The sequence below is a fragment of the Streptomyces sp. NBC_00440 genome, assembly GCF_036014215.1.
Taxonomy (GTDB): domain Bacteria; phylum Actinomycetota; class Actinomycetes; order Streptomycetales; family Streptomycetaceae; genus Streptomyces.
This window is the reverse complement of the sequence record NZ_CP107921.1, coordinates 1,122,920-1,144,962: the sequence shown is the minus strand read 5'-3', so window position 1 is coordinate 1,144,962 and position 22,043 is coordinate 1,122,920. Positions and strand designations below refer to the sequence as shown.

The 22,043-nt window shown below is 70.1% G+C and carries 18 protein-coding genes; 14 read left to right on the top strand and 4 right to left on the bottom strand.

The window, feature by feature from the left end; genetic code table 11:
- Position 1: 1 nt before the first annotated feature.
- The 3 genes from secF (at position 2) to OHB13_RS05075 (ending at position 4,404) form a co-directional block, all read left to right on the top strand.
- Complete coding sequence (gene secF / locus OHB13_RS05085) at positions 2 to 1,114, top strand: protein translocase subunit SecF (protein WP_266858928.1); 1,113 nt, start codon at positions 2 to 4, stop codon at positions 1,112 to 1,114.
- Entirely contained in the window at positions 1,111 to 1,659 is a 549-nt protein-coding gene (locus OHB13_RS05080) for an adenine phosphoribosyltransferase (protein ID WP_266858929.1), read from the top strand. Before secF ends, OHB13_RS05080 begins: the two co-directional genes overlap by 4 nt.
- A gap of 195 nt (positions 1,660 to 1,854) precedes the next feature.
- Complete coding sequence (locus OHB13_RS05075) at positions 1,855 to 4,404, top strand: RelA/SpoT family protein (protein ID WP_266858930.1); 2,550 nt, start codon at positions 1,855 to 1,857, stop codon at positions 4,402 to 4,404.
- Between the two features lie 82 nt (positions 4,405 to 4,486).
- Here OHB13_RS05075 and OHB13_RS05070 read toward each other — a convergent pair whose 3' ends face one another.
- Positions 4,487 to 5,716 (bottom strand): DUF349 domain-containing protein, encoded by a 1,230-nt coding sequence (locus OHB13_RS05070; protein ID WP_266858931.1) that lies wholly within the window; start codon positions 5,714 to 5,716, stop codon positions 4,487 to 4,489.
- A 218-nt stretch (positions 5,717 to 5,934) separates the two neighbouring features.
- The gene (locus OHB13_RS05065) at positions 5,935 to 6,717 is read right to left on the bottom strand and encodes a peptidylprolyl isomerase (protein ID WP_266861225.1); all 783 of its coding nucleotides are present in this window, start codon (positions 6,715 to 6,717) and stop codon (positions 5,935 to 5,937) included.
- Between the two features lie 157 nt (positions 6,718 to 6,874).
- On the opposite strand from OHB13_RS05065, the gene OHB13_RS05060 reads away from it, so the two are divergent.
- The 4 genes from OHB13_RS05060 to OHB13_RS05045 all read left to right on the top strand — a co-directional run bounded on the left by OHB13_RS05060 (position 6,875) and on the right by OHB13_RS05045 (position 11,460).
- The gene (locus OHB13_RS05060; RefSeq protein WP_266858932.1) at positions 6,875 to 7,561 is read left to right on the top strand and encodes an MBL fold metallo-hydrolase; all 687 of its coding nucleotides are present in this window, start codon (positions 6,875 to 6,877) and stop codon (positions 7,559 to 7,561) included.
- A gap of 10 nt (positions 7,562 to 7,571) precedes the next feature.
- Entirely contained in the window at positions 7,572 to 8,834 is a 1,263-nt protein-coding gene (hisS, locus tag OHB13_RS05055; RefSeq protein ID WP_266858933.1) for a histidine--tRNA ligase, read from the top strand.
- Between the two features lie 542 nt (positions 8,835 to 9,376).
- Positions 9,377 to 10,003: a vitamin K epoxide reductase family protein gene (locus OHB13_RS05050; protein ID WP_266861227.1), complete on the top strand. Its 627-nt coding sequence runs from the start codon at positions 9,377 to 9,379 to the stop codon at positions 10,001 to 10,003.
- 89 nt (positions 10,004 to 10,092) lie between these two features.
- The gene (locus OHB13_RS05045; RefSeq protein ID WP_266858934.1) at positions 10,093 to 11,460 is read left to right on the top strand and encodes a replication-associated recombination protein A; all 1,368 of its coding nucleotides are present in this window, start codon (positions 10,093 to 10,095) and stop codon (positions 11,458 to 11,460) included.
- A gap of 13 nt (positions 11,461 to 11,473) precedes the next feature.
- Here the strand turns inward: OHB13_RS05045 and OHB13_RS05040 are convergent, their stop codons facing one another.
- Positions 11,474 to 12,154, bottom strand: a complete 681-nt coding sequence (locus OHB13_RS05040; protein WP_328375925.1) for a DUF2470 domain-containing protein — start codon at positions 12,152 to 12,154, stop codon at positions 11,474 to 11,476.
- A gap of 186 nt (positions 12,155 to 12,340) precedes the next feature.
- Between OHB13_RS05040 and rpsD the strand changes: the two genes are divergently transcribed.
- A complete protein-coding gene (rpsD, locus tag OHB13_RS05035; protein WP_164265384.1) occupies positions 12,341 to 12,955 on the top strand; it encodes a 30S ribosomal protein S4 in 615 nt (204 codons plus the stop codon).
- Here the strand turns inward: rpsD and OHB13_RS05030 are convergent.
- Positions 12,943 to 15,102 carry an ATP-binding protein gene (locus OHB13_RS05030; RefSeq protein ID WP_328375924.1) on the bottom strand — a complete coding sequence of 720 codons (2,160 nt, stop codon included), beginning with the start codon at positions 15,100 to 15,102 and terminating at the stop codon, positions 12,943 to 12,945. The genes rpsD and OHB13_RS05030 overlap by 13 nt on opposite strands.
- A 168-nt stretch (positions 15,103 to 15,270) precedes the next feature.
- Between OHB13_RS05030 and OHB13_RS05025 the strand changes: the two genes are divergently transcribed.
- The 6 genes from OHB13_RS05025 to OHB13_RS05000 all read left to right on the top strand — a co-directional run bounded on the left by OHB13_RS05025 (position 15,271) and on the right by OHB13_RS05000 (position 21,998).
- Positions 15,271 to 15,699, top strand: a complete 429-nt coding sequence (locus tag OHB13_RS05025; protein WP_266858936.1) for a DUF948 domain-containing protein — start codon at positions 15,271 to 15,273, stop codon at positions 15,697 to 15,699.
- 7 nt (positions 15,700 to 15,706) lie between these two features.
- Entirely contained in the window at positions 15,707 to 16,021 is a 315-nt protein-coding gene (locus tag OHB13_RS05020; protein WP_266858937.1) for a DUF6167 family protein, read from the top strand.
- Positions 16,021 to 18,690, top strand: a complete 2,670-nt coding sequence (alaS, locus tag OHB13_RS05015; RefSeq protein ID WP_328375923.1) for an alanine--tRNA ligase — start codon at positions 16,021 to 16,023, stop codon at positions 18,688 to 18,690. The genes OHB13_RS05020 and alaS overlap by 1 nt, the downstream gene beginning before the upstream one ends.
- Complete coding sequence (gene ruvX / locus OHB13_RS05010) at positions 18,690 to 19,154, top strand: Holliday junction resolvase RuvX (protein WP_266858941.1); 465 nt, start codon at positions 18,690 to 18,692, stop codon at positions 19,152 to 19,154. Before alaS ends, ruvX begins: the two co-directional genes overlap by 1 nt.
- A 101-nt stretch (positions 19,155 to 19,255) precedes the next feature.
- The gene (gene mltG, locus OHB13_RS05005; protein ID WP_328375920.1) at positions 19,256 to 21,178 is read left to right on the top strand and encodes an endolytic transglycosylase MltG; all 1,923 of its coding nucleotides are present in this window, start codon (positions 19,256 to 19,258) and stop codon (positions 21,176 to 21,178) included.
- The gene (locus OHB13_RS05000) at positions 21,171 to 21,998 is read left to right on the top strand and encodes a shikimate dehydrogenase (protein WP_328375918.1); all 828 of its coding nucleotides are present in this window, start codon (positions 21,171 to 21,173) and stop codon (positions 21,996 to 21,998) included. Before mltG ends, OHB13_RS05000 begins: the two co-directional genes overlap by 8 nt.
- Positions 21,999 to 22,043 lie beyond the last annotated feature (45 nt).

Below are 22,043 nucleotides of genomic sequence, written 5' to 3'. Positions count from 1 at the left end.
GATGTCGCGACTCGGCAGCATGGGCGCCCGGCTGTACCGCGGCGAGGTCGGCTACGACTTCGTGGCCAAGCGCAAGATCTGGTACGGCATCTCGATCCTGATCACCATCACGGCCATCGTCGGCCTGGCGGTGCGCGGTCTGAACCTGGGCATCGAGTTCCAGGGCGGTGCGGTCTTCACCACCACCCAGAGCAGCAGCGTCTCGGTGACGCGCGCCCAGGACGTGGCGGAGCAGCTCTCCGGACATGACGCGTCCGTCCAGAAGCTCGGCAACGGCGGGATGCGGATCCAGGTCTCCGGGATCGACACCGACACGGCCGACAAGATCCACGGCACGCTCGCCAAGGACCTGAAGCTCCCGATCGACAAGATCGCCGCCGACGTGGTCGGTCCCAGCTGGGGAGCGACGATCGCCAACAAGGCCTGGGAGGGCCTGGCGATCTTCATGATCCTGGTGGTGGTCTATCTGGCCATCGCCTTCGAGTGGCGGATGGCCCTCGCCGCCCTCGTCGCCCTGATCCACGACCTCACGATCACGGTCGGGATCTACGCGCTCGTCGGCTTCGAGGTCACCGAGGGCACGGTGATCGGTCTGCTGACCATCCTCGGTTACTCCCTCTACGACACCGTGGTCGTCTTCGACGGTCTCAAGGAGGCGTCGAAGGATCTCAAGAAGCAGACCCGCTTCACCTACAGCGAGATCGCCAACCGCAGCCTCAACGGCACCCTGGTGCGTTCCATCAACACCACGGTCGTCGCGCTGCTCCCGGTGGCGGGCCTGCTCTTCATCGGCGGCGGTTTCCTCGGCGCCGGAATGCTGAACGACATCTCGCTCGCGCTGTTCGTGGGCCTCGCGGCCGGTGCGTACTCCTCGATCTTCATCGCCACCCCGCTCGTCGCCGACCTCAAGGAACGCGACCCCGCGATGCAGGCCCTCAAGAAGCGGGTGCTCGCCAAGCGGGCCGCCGCCGCGGCGAAGGGCGAACCGTCCGACCAGGACGACGACACCCTCCAGCCGGAGGACGGCGCCCCGGCCCCGGCCGGCGCCGTGGCCGGCGGCCGGCGCGCTCCCGCCCCGCGGGGCCGCGGGCGTACCCAGGGGAAGCGCCGATGACGGACACCCGGAGCATCCAGGACCTGCTGCTCAGCAGGATCAGGGATGTGCAGGACTATCCGCAGCCGGGTGTGGTGTTCAAGGACATCACCCCGCTCCTCGCGGACCCGGAGGCCTTCACGGCGCTGACCGACGCCCTCGCGGAGCTCTGCCTGCGGCACGGCGCCACGAAGATCGTCGGCCTGGAAGCGCGCGGCTTCATCCTGGCCGCACCGGTCGCGGTCCGCGCCGGAATCGGCTTCATCCCGGTCCGCAAGGCCGGGAAGCTGCCGGGCGCGACGCTCTCCCAGACGTACGACCTGGAGTACGGCAGCGCCGAGATCGAGGTGCACGCCGAGGACCTCTGCGCCGACGACCGCGTCATGGTCATCGACGACGTGCTCGCCACCGGCGGCACGGCCGAGGCCTCGCTGGACCTGATCCGGCGGGCCGGTGCGCAGGTCATCGGAGTGGCCGTACTGATGGAGCTGGGCTTCCTGGACGGGCGTGCCCGGCTGGAGCCCGCACTGCACGGCGCCCCGCTGGACGCCCTGATCACGGTCTGATCGCGGCCTGATCCGTACGCCGTACCGCTGAGGCGGGCCCCCGGAACCCCGGGCGGTCCGCCTCTCGCGTACGGTGCCGGCACCGGCCCGGGGCGAGCGGATCGCCCGGGATCGTTACCATGGGCTTCCGGACCTGACACGGGGACCCGGACCCTCCCCCAGGCTCCGTCCGGGGGGACCCCCAGAGGAGTGCCCTTGCCAGACGAGGACCGGCCCGCAGCCGCCGCACAGCCCGAGAAGCAGGACCAGAAGGCCGCGGCGGCCCCAGCGACGCCCGAGAAGCCGCCTGCCGGTCAGCCGAAGCCCTCGGCTCCCGTGGTGCGCCCCGGCGGCGCCGCCCCCCTCTCCACGCCGAAGCCCGCCGCCCAGGCGCCCCCGCCGGGACCGGCCGCGCAGGGTGCCACCGCTCGCCCGGCCCCGCAGGGCCCCGTGGCGCGCTCCGGCGGCTCGTCCAACCGCGTCAGGGCCAGGCTCGCCCGGCTGGGCGTCCAGCGCTCCTCGCCGTACAACCCGGTGCTTGAACCGCTGCTGCGGGCCGTGCGCGGCAACGACCCGAAGATCGAGTCGGCGACGCTGCGGCAGATCGAGCGCGCCTACCAGGTGGCCGAGCGCTGGCACCGCGGGCAGAAGCGCAAGAGCGGCGACCCGTACATCACGCACCCGCTCGCCGTCACCACGATCCTCGCCGAGCTGGGCATGGACCCGGCCACCCTGATGGCGGGGCTGCTGCACGACACCGTCGAGGACACCGAGTACGGCCTGGACACCCTGCGCCGCGACTTCGGCGACCAGGTCGCCCTCCTCGTCGACGGCGTCACCAAGCTCGACAAGGTCAAGTTCGGTGAGGCCGCGCAGGCCGAGACCGTACGCAAGATGGTCGTCGCCATGGCCAAGGACCCGCGCGTCCTGGTCATCAAGCTCGCCGACCGGCTGCACAACATGCGCACCATGCGGTATCTCAAGCGGGAGAAGCAGGAGAAGAAGGCCCGCGAGACCCTGGAGATCTACGCGCCGCTCGCGCACCGCCTGGGCATGAACACCATCAAGTGGGAGCTGGAGGACCTCGCCTTCGCGATCCTCTACCCGAAGATGTACGACGAGATCGTGCGGCTGGTCGCCGAGCGGGCGCCCAAGCGCGACGAGTACCTCGCCATAGTGACCGACGAGGTCCAGTCGGATCTTCGCGCCGCCCGCATCAAGGCCACCGTCACCGGGCGCCCCAAGCACTACTACAGCGTCTACCAGAAGATGATCGTGCGCGGCCGCGACTTCGCGGAGATCTACGACCTGGTGGGCATCCGCATCCTTGTCGACACCGTCCGCGACTGCTACGCGGCGCTCGGCACCGTCCACGCCCGGTGGAACCCGGTCCCGGGGCGGTTCAAGGACTACATCGCGATGCCCAAGTTCAACATGTACCAGTCGCTGCACACCACGGTGATCGGTCCCAGCGGCAAGCCCGTCGAGCTCCAGATCCGTACGTTCGACATGCACCGCCGGGCCGAGTACGGCATCGCCGCGCACTGGAAGTACAAGCAGGAGGCCGTCGCGGGCGCCTCCAAGGTGCGCACCGACGCACCGAAGAGCACCGGCAAGGGCTCCCGTCAGGACACCGTCAACGACATGGCCTGGCTGCGGCAGCTGCTCGACTGGCAGAAGGAGACCGAGGACCCCAGCGAGTTCCTGGAGTCGCTGCGCTTCGACCTGTCGCGCAACGAGGTCTTCGTGTTCACGCCGAAGGGCGACGTCATCGCGCTGCCCGCCGGCGCCACCCCCGTCGACTTCGCGTACGCCGTCCACACGGAGGTCGGCCACCGGACCATAGGGGCACGGGTCAACGGGCGGCTCGTCCCGCTCGAATCCACCCTCGACAACGGCGACCTGGTCGAGGTCTTCACCTCCAAGGCCGCGGGCGCCGGACCCTCCAGGGACTGGCTGGGCTTCGTCAAGTCGCCCCGGGCGCGCAACAAGATCCGCGCCTGGTTCTCCAAGGAGCGCCGCGACGAGGCGATCGAGCAGGGCAAGGACGCCATCGCGCGGGCCATGCGCAAGCAGAACCTGCCGATCCAGCGCATCCTCACCGGCGACTCGCTCGTCACACTGGCGCACGAGATGCGCTACCCGGACATCTCCTCGCTGTACGCGGCGATCGGCGAGGGCCATGTGGCCGCGCAGGGCGTCGTGCAGAAACTGGTGCAGGCCCTCGGCGGCGAGGAAGCGGCCAACGAGGACATCGCCGAGAGCACACCGCCGTCGCACGGCCGCAGCAAGCGGCGCGCCAACGCGGACCCCGGTGTGGTCGTCAAGGGCGTCGACGACGTCTGGGTGAAGCTCGCCCGGTGCTGCACACCCGTCCCCGGCGACCCCATCATCGGGTTCGTCACCCGGGGGAGCGGGGTCTCCGTGCACCGCGCGGACTGCGTCAACGTGGACTCGCTGTCGCAGCAGCCCGAACGGATCCTCGAAGTCGAGTGGGCACCCACCCAGTCCTCGGTCTTCCTGGTCGCCATCCAGGTCGAGGCCCTGGACCGCTCCCGGCTGCTCTCGGACGTCACCCGCGTCCTCTCCGACCAGCACGTGAACATCCTGTCGGCGGCGGTCCAGACCTCCCGCGACCGGGTGGCCACCTCACGCTTCACCTTCGAGATGGGCGACCCGAAGCACCTCGGACACGTCCTGAAGGCGGTACGGGGCGTGGAGGGCGTCTACGACGTCTACCGGGTGACCTCCGCCCGCAGGCCCTGACGCCGGAGCCGCACCACGACATGGGTGAGGGCCCTCCGCTCGGCGGAGGGCCCTCACCCATGTCCGGGATGCTTCGGGCTTCTCAGCCGCCGAACTCCTCCAGGCCCTTCATCGCCTGGTCGAGCAGCGCCTGGCGCCCCTCCAGCTCACGGGCCAGCTTGTCGGCCCTGGCGTTGTTGCCGGCCGCACGCGCCGTGTCGATCTGCTTGCGCAGCTTGTCGACCGCGTCCTGGAGCTGACCCGTCAGACCCGCGGCCCGTGCGCGTGCCTCCGGGTTGGTGCGCCGCCACTCGGTCTCCTCGGCCTCCTGGAGCGCCCGCTCCACCGTGTGCATCCGGCCCTCCACCTTCGGCCGTGCGTCACGCGGTACGTGGCCGATGGCCTCCCAGCGCTCGTTCAGCGCCCGGAACGCGGACCTGGCCGACTTGAGATCCCGTACCGGGAGCAGCTTCTCGGCCTCGACCGCGAGCTCCTCCTTCAGCTTGAGGTTCTCGGACTGCTCGGCGTCCCGCTCGGCGAAGACCTCGCTGCGGGCGGCGAAGAAGACGTCCTGGGCGCCGCGGAAGCGGTTCCACAGGTCGTCCTCGGACTCGCGCTGGGCGCGGCCCGCGGCCTTCCACTCGGTCATCAGATCGCGGTAACGGGCCGCCGTCGCACCCCAGTCGGTCGACCCGGAGAGCGACTCCGCCTCGGCGACCAGCTTCTCCTTGGCCTTGCGGGCGTCCTCGCGCTGGGCGTCCAGCGAGGCGAAGTGCGCCTTGCGCCGCTTGGAGAACGCCGACCTGGCGTGCGAGAAGCGGTGCCACAGCTCGTCGTCGGACTTCCGGTCGAGCCGGGGGAGACCCTTCCAGGTGTCCACCAGCGCCCGCAGCCGTTCACCCGCGGACCGCCACTGGTCGCTCTGCGCGAGCTCCTCGGCCTCCACGACCAGGGCTTCCTTGGCGTGCTTCGCCTCATCGGTCTGCCTGGCCTTCTGGACCTTGCGCTCCTCACGGCGCGCCTCGACCGTCGAGACCAGCCCGTCCAGCCGCACCCGCAGAGCGTTCAGGTCGCCGACTGCATGGTGCTCATCGACCTGCCCGCGCAGGTGGTCGATCGCGGTCTGGGCGTCCTTGGCCGACAGATCGGTGGTCTTCACCCGGCGTTCGAGGAGGCCGATCTCGACGACCAGGCCCTCGTACTTGCGCTCGAAGTAGGCCAGGGCCTCCTCGGGAGAGCCTGCCTGCCAAGAACCGACGACCTTCTCGCCGTCGGCCGTACGCACGTATACGGTGCCGGTCTCGTCGACACGGCCCCACGGGTCGCTGCTCACAGCGCCTCCATCCACATGATGTCTGCGGAGACTTGTGGGCCCCCGGACATCGTCCACAGTTTCTTCGGCCGGGCTGCTTGCGCCCCGCACACCGCCAACATAGGCGAACGGCGGGGCGGCTGTCCGCATCCGGCCCATCCGAATATCCCCATATCCCCTGTCCCCGTTCCTGGTTTACCCGTTTCCCCGTCGCCCCGATTCGCCGCTACGGCCCCGGCTCAGTCCTTGGTGACGGTGGCCTTCGAGACGGTGACGGCCTTCTTGGGCGCCCCGTCCTGGCTTCCGCCGGTCACTCCCGCCTTGGCCACGGCCTTCACCGTCTTCAGTCCCGCCGCGTCCATCGTCCCGAACGGGGTGTAGGTCGGCGGCAGTTTGCTGTCCTTGTACACGAGGAAGAACTGGCTGCCGCCGGTGTGCGGCTGGCCGGTGTTGGCCATCGCCACCGTGCCCGCCGGGTACGTCACCGTACCGTCGCTGCCCGCCTTGCCGAGCGCGGTCAGGTTCTCGTCAGGGATGGTGTAGCCGGGCCCGCCCGAGCCGTCGCCCTTGGGGTCGCCGCACTGGAGTACGTAGATGCCGCTCGTGGTGAGGCGGTGGCACTTGGTCTTGTCGAAGAAGCCCTTGTCCGCGAGCGACTTGAAGGAGTTCACGGTGTGCGGGGTCTTCGCGGCATCCATGACCAGGGAGACCGCACCCTGGTTCGTCTTGAGGGCGAAGGTGTACTTGGCCTTCTTGTCGATCTTCATCGCGGGCTCGGGGGGACCGGTGCTGCTCGCCGACGGCGACGGGTCCGCGGCCTTGGCGGGGGCGGCCTTGCCGTCGTCGCCCTTGAAGGCCCCGGCTCCCCACGCGATGCCGCCCGCCACGACCACCACGGCGACCGCCGACGCGATCACCGCGTTGCGGCGGCGTGCGTTGCGCCGGGCCGTGATGCGGCGTTCCTGCTGCCGCTCGAACTTTTCCCTGGCGAGCTGCCGCCGCCGCTGATCGCTGTTGACCACCGGGTGTTCTCCCTCGTCCGTATGCATGCGTGATTCGCGCGTGTCGTATACCTGTCCGGGCTAGGCCGTACCGTATATGGGTTCGCTGTGCGATGAGCGGCGCCGGTAGGCTCTCATCTGCTGCATTCTCCCGCTGGACCGACATTTAAGGACGATCGTGCTCATTGCCGGGTTCCCCGCCGGGGCCTGGGGGACCAACTGCTATCTGGTCGCCCCCGCCGCAGGTGAGGAGTGCGTGATCATCGACCCGGGCCACCAGGCGGCCCAGGGAGTCGAGGACGCGCTCAGGAAGCATCGGCTCAAGCCAGTGGCGGTCGTTCTCACCCATGGCCACATCGACCATGTGGCATCGGTCGTCCCGGTGTGCGGAGCGCATGACGTCCCGGCGTGGATCCACCCCGCCGACCGCTTCATGATGAGCGACCCGGAGAAGGGCATCGGCCGTTCCATCGGGATGCCGCTGATGGGCGAACTGACCGTCGGTGAACCGGACGACGTCAAGGAACTGGCCGACGGGAGCGAGCTGACCCTCGCCGGCCTGGAGTTCGCCGTCTCGCATGCGCCCGGCCATACCAAGGGGTCGGTGACGTTCAGGATGCCCGAGGCTGCGGACATTCCGCAGATTCTCTTCTCGGGCGACCTGCTCTTCGCCGGCTCCATCGGCCGCACCGACATGCCCGGTGGCGACCACGCCGAGATCCTTGAGTCGCTGGCCCGTGTGTGCCTGCCGCTCGACGACTCGACCGTGGTGCTGCCCGGTCACAACGAGCAGACGACCATCGGCCGCGAGCGCGCCACCAACCCGTATCTGCGGGGCCTGGCCGCTCCCCGACGAGGAATGTGACGACTTTTCCGTGAGTACTTTCCAGGCCCCCAAGGGCACGTACGACCTGCTGCCGCCCTCGTCCGCGAAGTTCCTCGCGGTACGCGAGGCGCTCGCGGCCCCGCTGCGGAACTCCGGCTACGAGTACATCGAGACGCCCGGCTTCGAGAACGTCGAGCTCTTCTCGCGCGGGGTGGGCGAATCGACCGACATCGTCTCCAAGGAGATGTACGTCTTCGAGACGCGCGGCGGTGACCGGCTCGCGCTGCGCCCCGAGGGCACCGCTTCCGTACTGCGCGCCGCGCTGGAGGCCAACCTCCACAAGGCCGGGAATCTGCCGGTCAAGCTCTGGTACTCCGGCTCGTACTACCGCTACGAGCGCCCGCAGAAGGGGCGCTACCGCCACTTCTCGCAGGTGGGCGCCGAGGCGATCGGCACCGAGGATCCCGCGCTCGACGCCGAGATGATCATCCTCGCCGACCAGGCCTACCGTTCGCTCGGCCTGCGGCAGTTCCGCATCCTGCTCAACTCGCTCGGGGACCGCGAGTGCCGTCCGCTCTACCGCGACGCGCTCCAGGGCTTCCTGCGCGGTCTCGACCTGGACGAGGACACCCGGCGGCGGGCCGAGATCAACCCGCTGCGCGTGCTCGACGACAAGCGGGCCGACGTACAGAAGCAGCTGGCCGGCGCGCCGATGCTGCGGGACTACCTGTGCGAGGCGTGCAAGGCGTACCACGAGGAGGTCCGCGCCCTGCTGACCGCCGCGGGCGTCGCGTACGAGGACGACGTGAAGCTGGTCCGCGGCCTCGACTACTACACCCGCACCACCTTCGAGTTCGTCCACGACGGACTCGGCTCGCAGTCCGCGGTGGGCGGCGGCGGCCGCTACGACGGGCTCTCCGAGATGATCGGCGGCCCCGCGCTGCCGTCGGTGGGCTGGGCGCTCGGCGTGGACCGCACCGTGCTGGCGCTGGAGGCGGAGGGCGTCGAGCTCGAACTGCCCGCCACGACAAGCGTGTTCGCCGTGCCGCTCGGCGAGGAGGCCCGGCGGGTGCTCTTCGGGGCGGTCACCGAGCTGCGCAGGGCGGGCGTCGCCACCGACTTCGCGTTCGGCGGGCGCGGCCTCAAGGGCGCGATGAAGAGCGCCAACCGCAGCGGGGCCCGCTTCACCGTGGTCGCGGGTGAGCGGGATCTCGCCGAGGGCGTCGTCCAGCTCAAGGACATGGAGTCCGGCGAGCAGAGCGCGGTGCCGCTCGACGCCCTCGTCGGAGAGGTCCGCAAGCGGCTCGGCTGAGACCGGCACCACTGCTGAACCCGGCACACACACCCTGCGGCCCGGGCGGAGACTCTCCGCCCGGGCCGCAGGCGCAGGACCGCAATGGAAAATCCTGCCCATTCGGGACAAGAGGGACGGTGGCGTCAACCCGGCGCGTGCCGGTTCGCTCCGCCGGGCAATTGCGACACATGATCGCCGGGTACGGTTCACGGCGCCCGGTCAGGCCGCACGCCGGACGGCTCCGGCTCGCGTCCCCGGAGCGAGAGCCTGCCGTTTCCCGGTCGCACCGGCCCCTGACGGTCCTCCGGCACCCGCGTCCCCGGACGCCTTCCCCGGATCGAATGCCCAGGTCGCAGAGGGTCGGCCAGGACGGCGCCACTGGATCCGGGGCGTCGCCCGCGTCCGCCGGCCGTGCACGCCACACGGCCGGAAGGCCTTCCGGCGGGCGGGCCGCCCGGCGCAGGGGTCCGTACCTCCTTATCTCCATCGAACAGTGCGAACCCCGCGCGGTGCGGCACAATGAGCCTGCCCACAGGCCACAGGAGCGATGGATCGGCATGATGACGACGACAGTGGTTGACGACGTGTCCGCGCAGCAGGACGGGAAGACCGGCGCGAGCCGTGCCTTCGGCTGGCTTCTGGTGATCACCGGAGCCGCCGGGCTACTCGCGGCGTGGGTCATCACCCTCGACGAGTTCAAGCTCCTGAAGAACCCGAACTTCACCCCCGGCTGCAGCCTCAACCCGGTGGTGTCCTGCGGGAACGTGATGAAGAGCGCGCAGGCCTCGGTCTTCGGCTTCCCCAATCCGATGCTGGGCCTCGCCACCTACGCCGTCGTGATCGGCGTCGGCATGAGCCTGATCGCGGGCGGGCGCTACAGCCGCTGGTACTGGCTGACGTTCAACGCGGGCTGCCTCTTCGGCGTCGGCTTCGTCACCTGGCTCCAGTACCAGTCCCTGTACAACATCAACTCGCTCTGCCTCTGGTGCTGCCTGGCCTGGGTGGGCACGATCACCCTCTTCTGGTATGTCACCTCGCACAACATCCGGCACGGCCTGCTGGCCGCCCCGGGCTGGCTGCGGAGCTTCTTCGGCGAGTTCACCTGGGTGCTGCCCGTCGTGCACATCGGGATCATCGGCATGCTGATCCTCACCCGCTGGTGGGACTTCTGGACCGGGGCGCACTGACCTCTCGTACTCCGGCCCCGGACGGGCCGGTCCCGGGCGGCGACAGCGGCCCGGGACCGTTGTCAGTGGCGTGACATAGGGTTTTGCACGTGGAACCCGATCTGTTCACCGCCGCGGCCGAAGAGCGCCAGGAGAAGGACCCGTCCAGCAGCCCCCTGGCTGTACGGATGCGCCCGCGCACCCTGGACGAAGTGGTGGGCCAGCAGCATCTCCTGAAGCAGGGCTCACCGCTGCGACGGCTCGTCGGCGAGTCCGGCGGCGGACCTGCCGGGCCCTCGTCCGTGCTGCTCTGGGGGCCGCCGGGCATCGGCAAGACGACCCTCGCCTACGTCGTGAGCCAGGCCACCCGGAAACGTTTCGTGGAGCTCTCCGCCATCACGGCGGGCGTCAAGGAAGTCCGCGCCGTCATCGACGGCGCGCGCAGGGCCTCGGGGGGATACGGCAAGGAGACCGTCCTCTTCCTCGACGAGATCCACCGCTTCAGCAAGGCCCAGCAGGACTCACTGCTCCCCGCGGTGGAGAACCGCTGGGTCACGCTGGTCGCCGCGACCACCGAGAACCCGTACTTCTCGATCATCTCGCCGCTGCTCTCCAGGTCCCTGCTGCTCACGCTCGAATCGCTCACCGACGACGACCTGCGGTCGCTGCTGCACCGGGCACTCACCGAGGAGCGCGGGCTCGGCGGCGCCGTCACGCTGGCGCCCGCGGCCGAGACGCATCTGCTGCGGATCTCCGGCGGCGACGCCCGCCGCGCCCTCACCGCACTCGAAGCGGCGGCCGGCGCGGCCATGGCCAAGTCCGAGCCGGAGATCACGCTCGGGACGCTGGAGGAGACGGTCGACCGCGCCGCGGTGGCGTACGACCGCGACGGCGATCAGCACTACGACGTGGCGAGCGCCCTGATCAAGTCGATCCGCGGCTCCGACGTGGACGCCGCCCTGCACTATCTGGCCCGCATGATCGAAGCGGGGGAGGACCCGAGGTTCATCGCCAGACGGCTGATGATCTCGGCCAGTGAGGACATCGGACTCGCCGACCCCACCGCGCTGCCGACCGCGGTCGCCGCCGCCCAGGCTGTCGCGCTGATCGGCTTCCCCGAGGCCGCGCTCACCCTCAGCCACGCCACGATCGCGCTGGCGCTGGCCCCCAAGTCGAACGCGGCGACGACAGCGATCTCCGCCGCGCGCGCCGATGTGCGCGCGGGTCTTGTCGGGCCGGTTCCGGCGCATCTGCGCGACGGGCACTACAAGGGCGCGGCCAAGCTCGGCCACGCCCAGGGCTACGTCTATCCGCACGATGTCCCGGGCGCCATCGCCGCCCAGCAGTACGCCCCGGACTCCGTGCGGGGCAAGCGTTACTACGAGCCCACCCGGTACGGCGCCGAGGCGCGCTACGCGGACGTGGTCGAGAAGGTGCGGGAGCGGCTGTCGGGCGAAGGCGCGGACGGACGTCAGTGACGGCCCGCCGGTCTCACCCGGCCGCCGCGTCGAAGAGCGTGTACATGGCGCGTTGCAGCCCGGTCACATCGCTCACCGGCTCGGGGAAGTCGAAGCGCGCGTCGAAGCACCGGGCGCCGGTGAACCGCACCCGCAGCCCGAACCGGTCGAGCGCCAACGGCACCGCCGCGGTCCCGTCCGGCACCCGGTCGCCGAGCAGCCCGGACAGCCCGGACACCTGGTCGCCGTGGGCGGAGTGCAGATGCTGGAGCAGTTCGGCCTCATGGCCGACCAGGGGATCGGCGACAGCCTCCGCGAACTCCTCGGGCTCGGCACTCCCGTGCCCCCAGAGGTCGTCCACGTACACCTCTCCGACCTCCAGCCGCAGCATCATGCGGCCCGGAGCCGCCATGCCGGGAACGGAGGTGAGCCAGCCGGAGACCCGGGCCCGGCCGCGGATCCGGTGGGGCACGGAGACCGGGGCGACATCTGTGATCTCCAGCACCGCGGCCAGCTCGTCGTCCTGGGCGTGGGTCGCCGCCCGGACGGCCGGGGACGCGGCGGGGAAGAGCAGATACAGCTCGCCGTCGGGTCCGGTGCTGCGGGTGAGCGGGACCAGCTGGTCGCTGAGGGCGGCTTCGACCCCGGTCACCAGCAGTACCGCGGAGCAGGTACTCTGTACGAGAGTTCGTGTGCGCTCGGCTGCTGACGGCATCCGGGCGGATTCAAGTCCGCTGGGACGCGGCTGACCACGATCTGATCGGACCTCCGTCGCGTCGACGCCCAGAGCGTCGGCCTTCTTTGTGCTGTCCGTGATGTGACTGGTGTTCCCCGGACGAGACATACGATCTCCTTGAGTAAGGTGAGCCTAACCTAACCCAACCATGGAGGTTTGGAGAACGTGCCTAACCAGTCGCGTCCCAAGGTCAAGAAGTCACGCGCGCTCGGTATCGCGCTGACGCCGAAGGCTGTCAAGTACTTCGAGGCCCGTCCGTACCCGCCGGGCGAGCACGGCCGTGGCCGCAAGCAGAACTCGGACTACAAGGTCCGTCTGCTGGAGAAGCAGCGTCTGCGCGCCCAGTACGACATCAGCGAGCGCCAGATGGCCCGCGCCTACGACCGCGCCAAGAAGGCCGAAGGCAAGACGGGCGAGGCGCTGGTCGTCGAGCTTGAGCGCCGTCTCGACGCCCTGGTCCTGCGTTCGGGCATCGCCCGGACCATCTACCAGGCCCGCCAGATGGTCGTCCACGGTCACATCCAGGTCAACGGCGGCAAGGTCGACAAGCCGTCGTTCCGCGTCCGTCCCGACGACGTCGTGATGGTCCGCGAGCGCAGCCGCGAGAAGGTCCCCTTCCAGGTTGCCCGTGAGGGTGGCTACGACACCGAGGGCGAGACCCCGCGCTACCTCCAGGTGAACCTGAAGGCCCTGGCCTTCCGCCTGGACCGCGACCCGAACCGCAAGGAAATCCCGGTCATCTGCGACGAGCAGCTGGTCGTCGAGTACTACGCCCGCTGATCCGGACGTACCTCGCGCTTCATCGCTTCGGCCCGTCGTCCCCTCGCTCCTCGCGGAGCCGGGGGCGGCGGGTCTTCGCGTGCTGCCGGGCCGTGCAGCGCACGCGCCACCGCGGCGTCCCGGCCCAGCTGTGCACCCCGCGACAGGAAACTCTCGTAGACCTCGGGACCCAGCTTGCGGCGGGCCCCCTCCTCGCACCGCTGATGCGGCGCGTTGTAGTACGCCGAGCCGAAGAGCGGCAGCCCCACCGACGACCAGAGCCGCCCGGCCGCGCCCTGCAGCAGCGCGGCCTCCGTGGCCTCGCCGCCCTCCAGGGCGAGCAGCGCCATCAGCTCCAGGGCGAGCACCGTGCCCAGCTGGTCGTGGAAGGCATGGCTGGTCGCGAGGGACTCGGACAGCAGCTCGCGGGAGCGCGCCGCCCGGCCGTCCGACCAGGCCTCGAAAGCCAGTACATACAGCGCGTAGGCCCGCGCCCAGCGCTCGCCGTGGTCCTCGCAGACCGTCACGACGTCCTGGCAGATGGCGACCGCCTCGGCGAGCCGGCCGCGGAAGCACACCGCCATCGCCAGCTCGACCTGTCCCATCAGGACGTTGCTGTTGAGTTCACCGAGCTCCCGGTACTGCCCGATCGCCTCGCGCAGCAGTTCCTCCGCGCGCGGCATGTCATCGGTGACCAGCGCCAGACAGCCGGTCCTGTGCAGCGCGTACGCGGCCGCCACCTCGTCACCGGTGTGCTGTGCCGCCTCGTGGCACTCGTGGAGGGCGGCCACCGCGGCCACCGCGTCGCCCTGGAGCACCGCCACGTAGCCCAGGACCCAGAGGGCTTTGAGCCGTGAGCCGTCGTGCCCGCTCTCCGCCTCCAGCACATGCTCCAGCCAGTGCCGGCCCTCGGCGAGCCGTCCGCAGCCCGCCCAGTAGAACCAGAGCGTCCCCGCCAGGTACTGCGCCAGATGAACGTCACCGGAGTGCTCCAGCGAGAACTCCAGCGCGCCCCGCAGATTGGGCAGTTCACTGTCCACCCGGGCCGCGATCCCGGTCTGCCGTGGGCTGAACCAGTCGAGCTCGCACCAGGTGGCCAGCCCCAGGAACCAGTCGCGGTGGCGCCGCCGGAGCTGCTCGGTGTCCCCGGTCGCGGCGAGCCACTGCGCCCCGTAGTCCCGGATGGTGTCGAGCATCCGGTAGCGGACGCCCGCCGGGGTGTCCTCCCGTACCAGCACGGACTGTGCGAGCAGCTCGTCCAGCACCTCCAGGACGCCGTCGGAGGGGAGTTCGGGGCCGGCGCAGATGTACTCGGCCGCCTCCAGGTCGAACTGCCCGGGGAACACGGAGAGCCGCGCCCAGAGCAACCGCTGTTCCGGGGTGCACAGTTCATGGCTCCAGCCGATCGCCGTGCGCAGCGTCCGGTGGCGCGGCAGCACACCCCTGCCGCCCCCGGTCAGCACCCGGAACCGGTCGTCCAGCCTGGCCAGCAGCTGCTCGACCGAGAGGGCCCGCATCCGTCCCGCCGCCAGTTCCAGCGCGAGCGGGATCCCGTCCAGCCGCCGGCACACCTCCGCCACCAGCGCGGTGTCGCTCCGGGCGAACCGGAATCCGGGCCGGCCAGCCGAGACGCGTTCGGTGAAGAGCCGCACGGCGTCCCGGTCCCGCATCGGCCCCAGCGGGAGGGGCAACTCACCCTCGATCTCCAGGGGCCGCCTGCCGACCGCGATCACCCGCAGTCCCGGTGCGCTGCGCAGCAGTGCGAGGAGCAGCCCGGCGCACGCGTCGACCAGGAACTCGAAGCCGTCGACCACCAACAGCAGCTCCCGCCCGGCGAGATGGCGGGTCAGCACCTCGCGCGGCGGCCTGCTCGTGTGGTCGGTCAGCCCCAGGGCCTCGACGAGGGTGTGCTCGACCAGCTCCGGGTCGCGCAGGGCGGACAGTTCGGCCAGCCACACTCCGTCGCAGAACCGTTCCTGCAGTGTCTCCGCCACCTGCGTCGCCAGCCGTGTCTTGCCCACGCCACCGACTCCGACCACCGTGACCAGCCGGGACGAGCCGATGAGTCTCTCCAGCTCGGCGGCCTCGCTCCGGCGCCCCACGAACCGGCTGAGCTCTGCCGGAAGGCTGCCGGGGGCGGTCCGATGGCCGGTCGAGTCACTTCGCATAGAACACGGAGAGTACGCGGCGGTGAGCACTACGTACAATCCGATGCCGGACTCCCGGCGCGCACACCGGATATCCGGTACAGGGGCGGAGTCCCGGCGCGATAGGCTCGGAAACCGCAATCGATGTGACCAACGACGTGACTTCCGACGACCAGAGAGCGGTGCAACGTGTCCGGTGGAGAGGTGGCCGGCATCCTGGTGGCCGTCTTCTGGGCGATCCTGGTCTCCTTCCTCGCCGTGGTGCTGGTGAGGCTGGCCCAGACGCTCAGGACGACCACCAAGCTGGTGGCGGACGTGACCGACCAGGCCGTGCCCCTGCTCGCCGACGCCTCCACGGCCGTCCGGTCGGCGCAGACCCAGCTGGAGCGGGTCGACGCCATCGCGAGCGACGTGCAGGAGGTCACCTCCAACGCGTCGGCGCTCTCCACCACCGTCGCATCGACCTTCGGCGGACCGCTGGTGAAGGTCGCGGCCTTCGGCTACGGCGTCCGCCGGGCCCTCGGGCGCAAGGGCGAAGCGGAGCCCGAGAGCCCGCGCCGCCCGGTGATCGTCGGCCGCACGGTGCCGGCCCCACGGCGTAGGAAGCGGAAGGGCTGACGCTGCAATGTTCCGCCGTACGTTCTGGTTCGCCACCGGCGCCGCAGCCGGTGTGTGGGCCACCACCAAGGTCAACCGCAAGATCAAGCAGCTGAGCCCGGAGAGCCTCGCGGCGCAGGCGGCGAACAAGGCCGTCGACGCGGGCCACCGGCTGAAGGACTTCGCCGTCGACGTACGGGCCGGAATGGTCCAGCGCGAGGCGGAGCTGGGGGAGGCGCTCGGGATCGACGCGCAGCCCGGACCGGCCGAGCTTCCCGCGCGGCGACGTCTCGCCGCCATCGAATACACCAAGCACTCGCACAACCGGAATGAGGACCACTGATGGAGTCGGCTGAAATTCGCCGCCGCTGGCTGAGCTTCTTCGAGGAGCGCGGGCACACCGTCGTCCCTTCGGCGTCGCTCATCGCGGACGACCCGACTCTGCTCCTTGTGCCCGCGGGCATGGTCCCGTTCAAGCCGTACTTCCTGGGCGAGGCCAAGCCGCCGGCCCCGCGCGCCACCAGCGTGCAGAAGTGCGTGCGTACACCGGACATCGAAGAGGTCGGCAAGACCACCCGGCACGGCACGTTCTTCCAGATGTGCGGCAACTTCTCCTTCGGCGACTACTTCAAGGAAGGCGCCATCCAGTACGCCTGGGAGCTGCTCACCAGCTCCGTGGCGGACGGCGGTTACGGTCTTGAGCCCGAGCGGCTCTGGATCACCGTCTACCTGGACGACGACGAGGCCGAGCAGATCTGGCGCGAGAAGATCGGCGTACCGGCCGAGCGCATCCAGCGGCTGGGCAAGAAGGACAACTTCTGGTCCATGGGCGTCCCCGGCCCCTGCGGACCGTGCTCCGAGATCAACTACGACCGCGGCCCGGAGTTCGGCGTCGAGGGCGGCCCCGCCGTCAACGACGAGCGCTACGTGGAGATCTGGAACCTGGTCTTCATGCAGTACGAGCGCGGCGCCGGAGACGGGAAGGAGGACTTCCCGATCCTCGGCGACCTGCCGTCCAGGAACATCGACACCGGCCTGGGCCTCGAACGCCTGGCGATGATCCTCCAGGACGTGCCGAACCTGTACGAGATCGACACCTCACAGGTCGTCATCGACAAGGCCACCGAGCTGACCGGCGTCAGGTACGGCCAGGCCGAGGGCTCGGACGTCTCGCTGCGGGTCGTCACCGACCACATGCGTACGTCCGTGATGCTCATCGGCGACGGTGTGACCCCCGGCAACGAGGGCCGCGGCTATGTCCTGCGCCGCATCATGCGCCGGGCCATCCGCAACATGCGGCTGCTGGGCGCCACCGGGCCGGTCGTCGCCGAGCTGGTCGACGTGGTGATCAACACGATGGGCCACCAGTACCCGGAGCTCATCACCGACCGCAAGCGCATCGAGACCGTCGCCCTCGCCGAGGAGGCCGCCTTCGTCAAGACGCTGAAGGCCGGCACCAACATCCTCGACACCGCCGTCAGCGAGACCAAGGCCGCCGGCGGCCGGATCCTCGCCGGTGACAAGGCGTTCCTGCTCCACGACACCTGGGGCTTCCCGATCGACCTCACCCTGGAGATGGCCGCCGAACAGGGCGTCTCGGTGGACGAGGACGGCTTCCGGCGGCTGATGAAGGAGCAGCGCGAGCGGGCCAAGGCCGACGCCAGGTCGAAGAAGACCGGCCACGCCGACCTCTCCGCCTACCGCGCCGTCGCCGACAGCTCCGGCGCCACCGAGTTCACCGGATACACCTCCACCGAGGGCGAGTCGACCATCGTCGGACTGCTCGTCGACGGGGTGCCGTCGCCCGCCGCCACCGAGGGCGACGAGGTCGAGATCGTCCTGGACCGGACCCCGTTCTACGCCGAGGGCGGCGGCCAGCTCGCCGACACCGGCCGGATCAGGCTCGACTCGGGCGCTGTCGTGGAGGTCCGCGACGTCCAGCAGCCGGTCCCCGGGGTCTCCGTGCACAAGGGCTCGGTCCAGGTGGGCGAGGTGACGGTGGGAGCCGCCGCCTACGCCGCCATCGACCAGCGCCGCCGCCGGGCCATCGCCCGCGCCCACAGCGCCACCCACCTCACCCACCAGGCGCTGCGCGACGCCCTCGGCCCGACGGCCGCCCAGGCCGGCTCGGAGAACTCGCCCGGTCGCTTCCGCTTCGACTTCGGTTCGCCCAACGCCGTTCCCGGCACGGTCCTCACCGACGTCGAGCAGAAGATCAACGATGTCCTCGCCCATGAACTCGACGTCCACGCCGAGGTCATGTCCATCGACGAGGCCAAGAAGCAGGGCGCCATCGCCGAGTTCGGCGAGAAGTACGGCGAGCGCGTCCGTGTCGTCACCATCGGAGACTTCTCCAAGGAGCTGTGCGGCGGGACGCATGTCCGCAACACGGCCCAGCTCGGACTGGTGAAGCTGCTCGGCGAGTCCTCGATCGGCTCCGGTGTGCGCCGGATCGAGGCTCTGGTGGGCGTCGACGCGTACAACTTCCTGGCCAGGGAGCACACGGTGGTCGCCCAGCTCCAGGAGCTGGTCAAGGGCCGCTCCGAGGAGCTGCCCGAGAAGATCTCCGGGATGCTCTCGAAGCTCAAGGACGCCGAGAAGGAGATCGAGAAGTTCCGCGCGGAGAAGGTCCTCCAGGCCGCCGCCGGTCTCGCCGCCGGGGCCAAGGACGTGCGTGGTGTCGCCGTGGTGACCGGCCAGGTCCCCGACGGCACGGGCGCCGACGACCTGCGCAGGCTCGTTCTCGACGTACGGGGCCGTATCCAGGGCGACCGCCCCGCCGTGGTGGCCCTCTTCACCACGGCCAACGGCCGCCCGCTGACGGTCATCGCCACCAATGAGGCCGCCAGGGGTCGCGGTCTCAAGGCCGGCGAGCTGGTCCGTACGGCTGCCAAGACCCTCGGTGGCGGCGGTGGCGGCAAGCCGGACGTCGCCCAGGGCGGCGGGCAGAACCCGGACGCCATCGGCGACGCCGTGGCCGCCGTCGAGCGCCTGGTCGGAGAGACCGCCTGATGCGACGGGGCCGCCGGCTTTCGATCGATGTCGGGGACGCCCGGATCGGGGTCGCCTCGTGCGACCCCGACGGGGTCCTCGCCACACCGGTGGAGACCGTGCCCGGACGTGATGTCCCGGCCGCCCACCGGCGGTTGAAACAATTGATCGCCGAGTACGAACCGATTGAGGTCGTGGTCGGCCTTCCCCGTTCCCTGAATGGGGGAGAGGGCCCGGCGGCCGCCAAGGTCCGCGGATTCGCCCAGGAACTCGCTCGTGGTATCGCACCCATTCCGGTGCGATTGATCGACGAGAGGATGACCACAGTGACAGCGAGTCAGAGTTTGCGGGCCTCAGGCGTAAAGTCCCGAAAGGGTCGTTCTGTCATCGACCAGGCGGCGGCCGTTGTCATCCTGCAGAATGCACTGGAGTCCGAACGGGCGTCAGGCGTTGCTCCAGGTGAGGGCGTCGAAGTGGTTGTCTGACCGGGTTACGGTAACGTTCCGCGCCATGCGGCGGTTTTCGAACAGCTGCCGCACAGCACAAGAGGCGGACCGTCCGGAGGCCTCGCGGCTCTAGGGGACCGATGACTGAGTATGGCCGGGGCGCAGGCTCCGAACCGTGGCATCCCGAGGACCCGTTGTACGGGGACCAGGGATGGGGAGGTCAGCAGGACGCCTCCGGTCAGACGCCGTACAACGGCCAGGCGCAGCAGTACGCCCAGGCGCAGCAGTACGACCAGTACGGCAACCCGGTGTACAGCCCGCCGCAGGACCCGTACCAGCAGCAGTACCCGCAGCAGCAGGGGCAGTACCCGCAGGACCCGCAGCAGCACGGCGCGGGTCAGGGCCAGTACGGCCAGGGCCAGTACGGCCAGAACCAGGGCCAGGTCCAGTACGGCCGGGACCAGCAGCAGTACCCGCAGGACCCGAACCAGCAGCAGTACGCGCAGAATTCGAATGCGCAGCAGTACCCGCCGACCCCGCACCAGCAGGCCCCCGACCAGCAGGCGCAGTACCAGCAGCAGTACGGGCAGCCCCCGTACCAGCAGGACGCGTACCCGCAGCAGGCCCAGCCGCAGCAGAACGGCGGCTGGGACGGCGCAGCGCAGACCGGTGTGGCGTACGGCGCGGATCCGCACACGCCGTACGGCGGACAGCCGGTGCACCACAACGGGGAGAACCCCGACTTCTACCGGACGCCCGACGCCTATCCGCCGCCGCAGCCCCCCGGCCGCCGGGACGAGTGGCAGCAGGAGCCGCCCGCGGAGCCCGAGGCCGAGCCGCAGCACGAGCCCGAGACGCATCCTTTCTTCACCGGCGCCGACAGTCCTGTCGGCGGCGGCGGCGATGACGACGACTACGACGACGACCCCGCCGAGACACGTGACGGCACCCGGGACCGCCGGGGCAAGAGCGGAAAGCCCAAACGCCGCAACGGCTGCGCCTGCTTCGTGGTCTCACTCGTCATGGTCGCCGGCCTCGGCGGCGTGGGCTATGTGGGTTACAGCTTCTACCAGTCCCGCTACGCACCGCCGCCCGACTACACCGGCGTCGGCAGCACGCCGGTCGAGGTCGAGGTCCCGCAGGGCACGGGCCTCGGCGGGATCGGCCGGCTGCTGAAGCAGAAGGGCGTCGTCAAGAGCGTCCAGGCGTTCGTCACCGCGGCCGGGAAGAACCCGAAGGGCAAGGCGCTGCAGGCCGGGGTGTACAGCCTCAACCAGCAGATGTCCGCGGCGAACGCGGTCACCGCGATGGTGGACCCGAACAGCCTGAACCAGCTGATCATCCCGCCCGGCTGGCGGAACGCCAATGTGTACGCGGCCATCGACAAACGGCTGGAGCTCAAGGCCGGGACCACCGCCGGCGTCGCCAGGTCGCAGGCCGACAAGCTGGGTCTGCCCGGCTGGGCCAAGGGGCACAAGAACCTCAAGGACCCGCTGGAGGGCTTCCTGGCGCCGGCGAGCTACCCGATCGCCAAGGGGATGAAGCCGGAGGACCTCCTCAAGAAGATGGTCGGCCAGTCGGACAAGACGTACGGGGACGACAACCTCGTAGCGGCGGCGCACCGGCTGGGGCTGAAGGACTCGTTCCAGGTCGTCACCGTGGCGAGCATGCTCCAGGCCGAGGGGAAGACGAACGACGACTTCCGGCGGATGGCCGAGGTCATTTACAACAGGCTGAAACCCAGCAATCTCCAGAACACCAATCAGCGGCTTCAGTTCGACTCCACGTACAACTATCTCAAGGGCCAGAGCAAGATCAATATCGGCTCCACCGAGATCAACAAGAACACGGATCCGTACAACACCTATAAGCAGAGAGGGCTGCCCCCCGGACCCATTGGGAATCCGGGCAAGGACGCCATGGCGGCAGCGTTGAATCCGACAAAGGACGGCTACTACTTCTTTGTTTCGATCGACGGGCACCAAACCGAATTCGCCAAGACGTATGCGGAGTTCATGAAGTTGAAGACGCAGTTCGATGCCAAACAGAGCAGCAATGGCTGAGGCTCGCAGGGCGGCCGTTCTGGGCTCGCCGATCGCGCACTCGCTCTCGCCGGTGCTGCACCGTGCCGCGTACCGGGAACTCGGCCTCGGTGACTGGTCGTACGACCGTTTCGAGGTGGACGAGGCGGCCCTCCCGGCGTTCGTCGACGGGCTGGGCGCGTCCTGGGCCGGGCTCTCGCTGACCATGCCGCTCAAGCGGGCGGTCATCCCGCTGCTCGACGAGGTGACCGCGACGGCCGCATCCGTCGAAGCGGTCAACACGGTGGTGTTCACCGCCGACGGGCGCCGGGTGGGTGACAACACCGACATCCCGGGGATGATCGCCGCGATGCGTGAGCGCGGCGTCGAGAAGGTCGAGTCGGCCGCCGTCCTGGGCGCGGGCGCCACCGCCTCGTCCGCCCTCGCGGCCCTCTCCCTCATCTGTACGGGCCCGGTCACCGCCTACGTACGCAGTGCCGCCCGCGCCCAGGAGATGCGCGGCTGGGGCGAACGGCTGGGCGTCGACGTGCGCACGGCCGACTGGGCGGAGGCCGCCGGGGCGTTCGACGCGCCGCTGGTCATCGCGACCACCCCGGCCGGCACCACCGACGCGCTCGCCGCCGCCGTCCCCGACGCGCCCGGCACGCTCTTCGACGTGCTGTACGAGCCGTGGCCGACACCGCTCGCCACCGCCTGGCAGTCCCGCGGCGGGGCCGTCGTCGGCGGCCTCGACCTGCTGGTGCACCAGGCGGTGCTCCAGGTCGAGCAGATGACCGGGAGCAGCCCCGCACCGCTGGCCGCCATGCGGGAAGCGGGAGAGCGGGCGCTCGCCTCCCGGTGAGGCTCGGCCTGCCGTACGTACACACGGCATCCGGCAGTGCGGCGG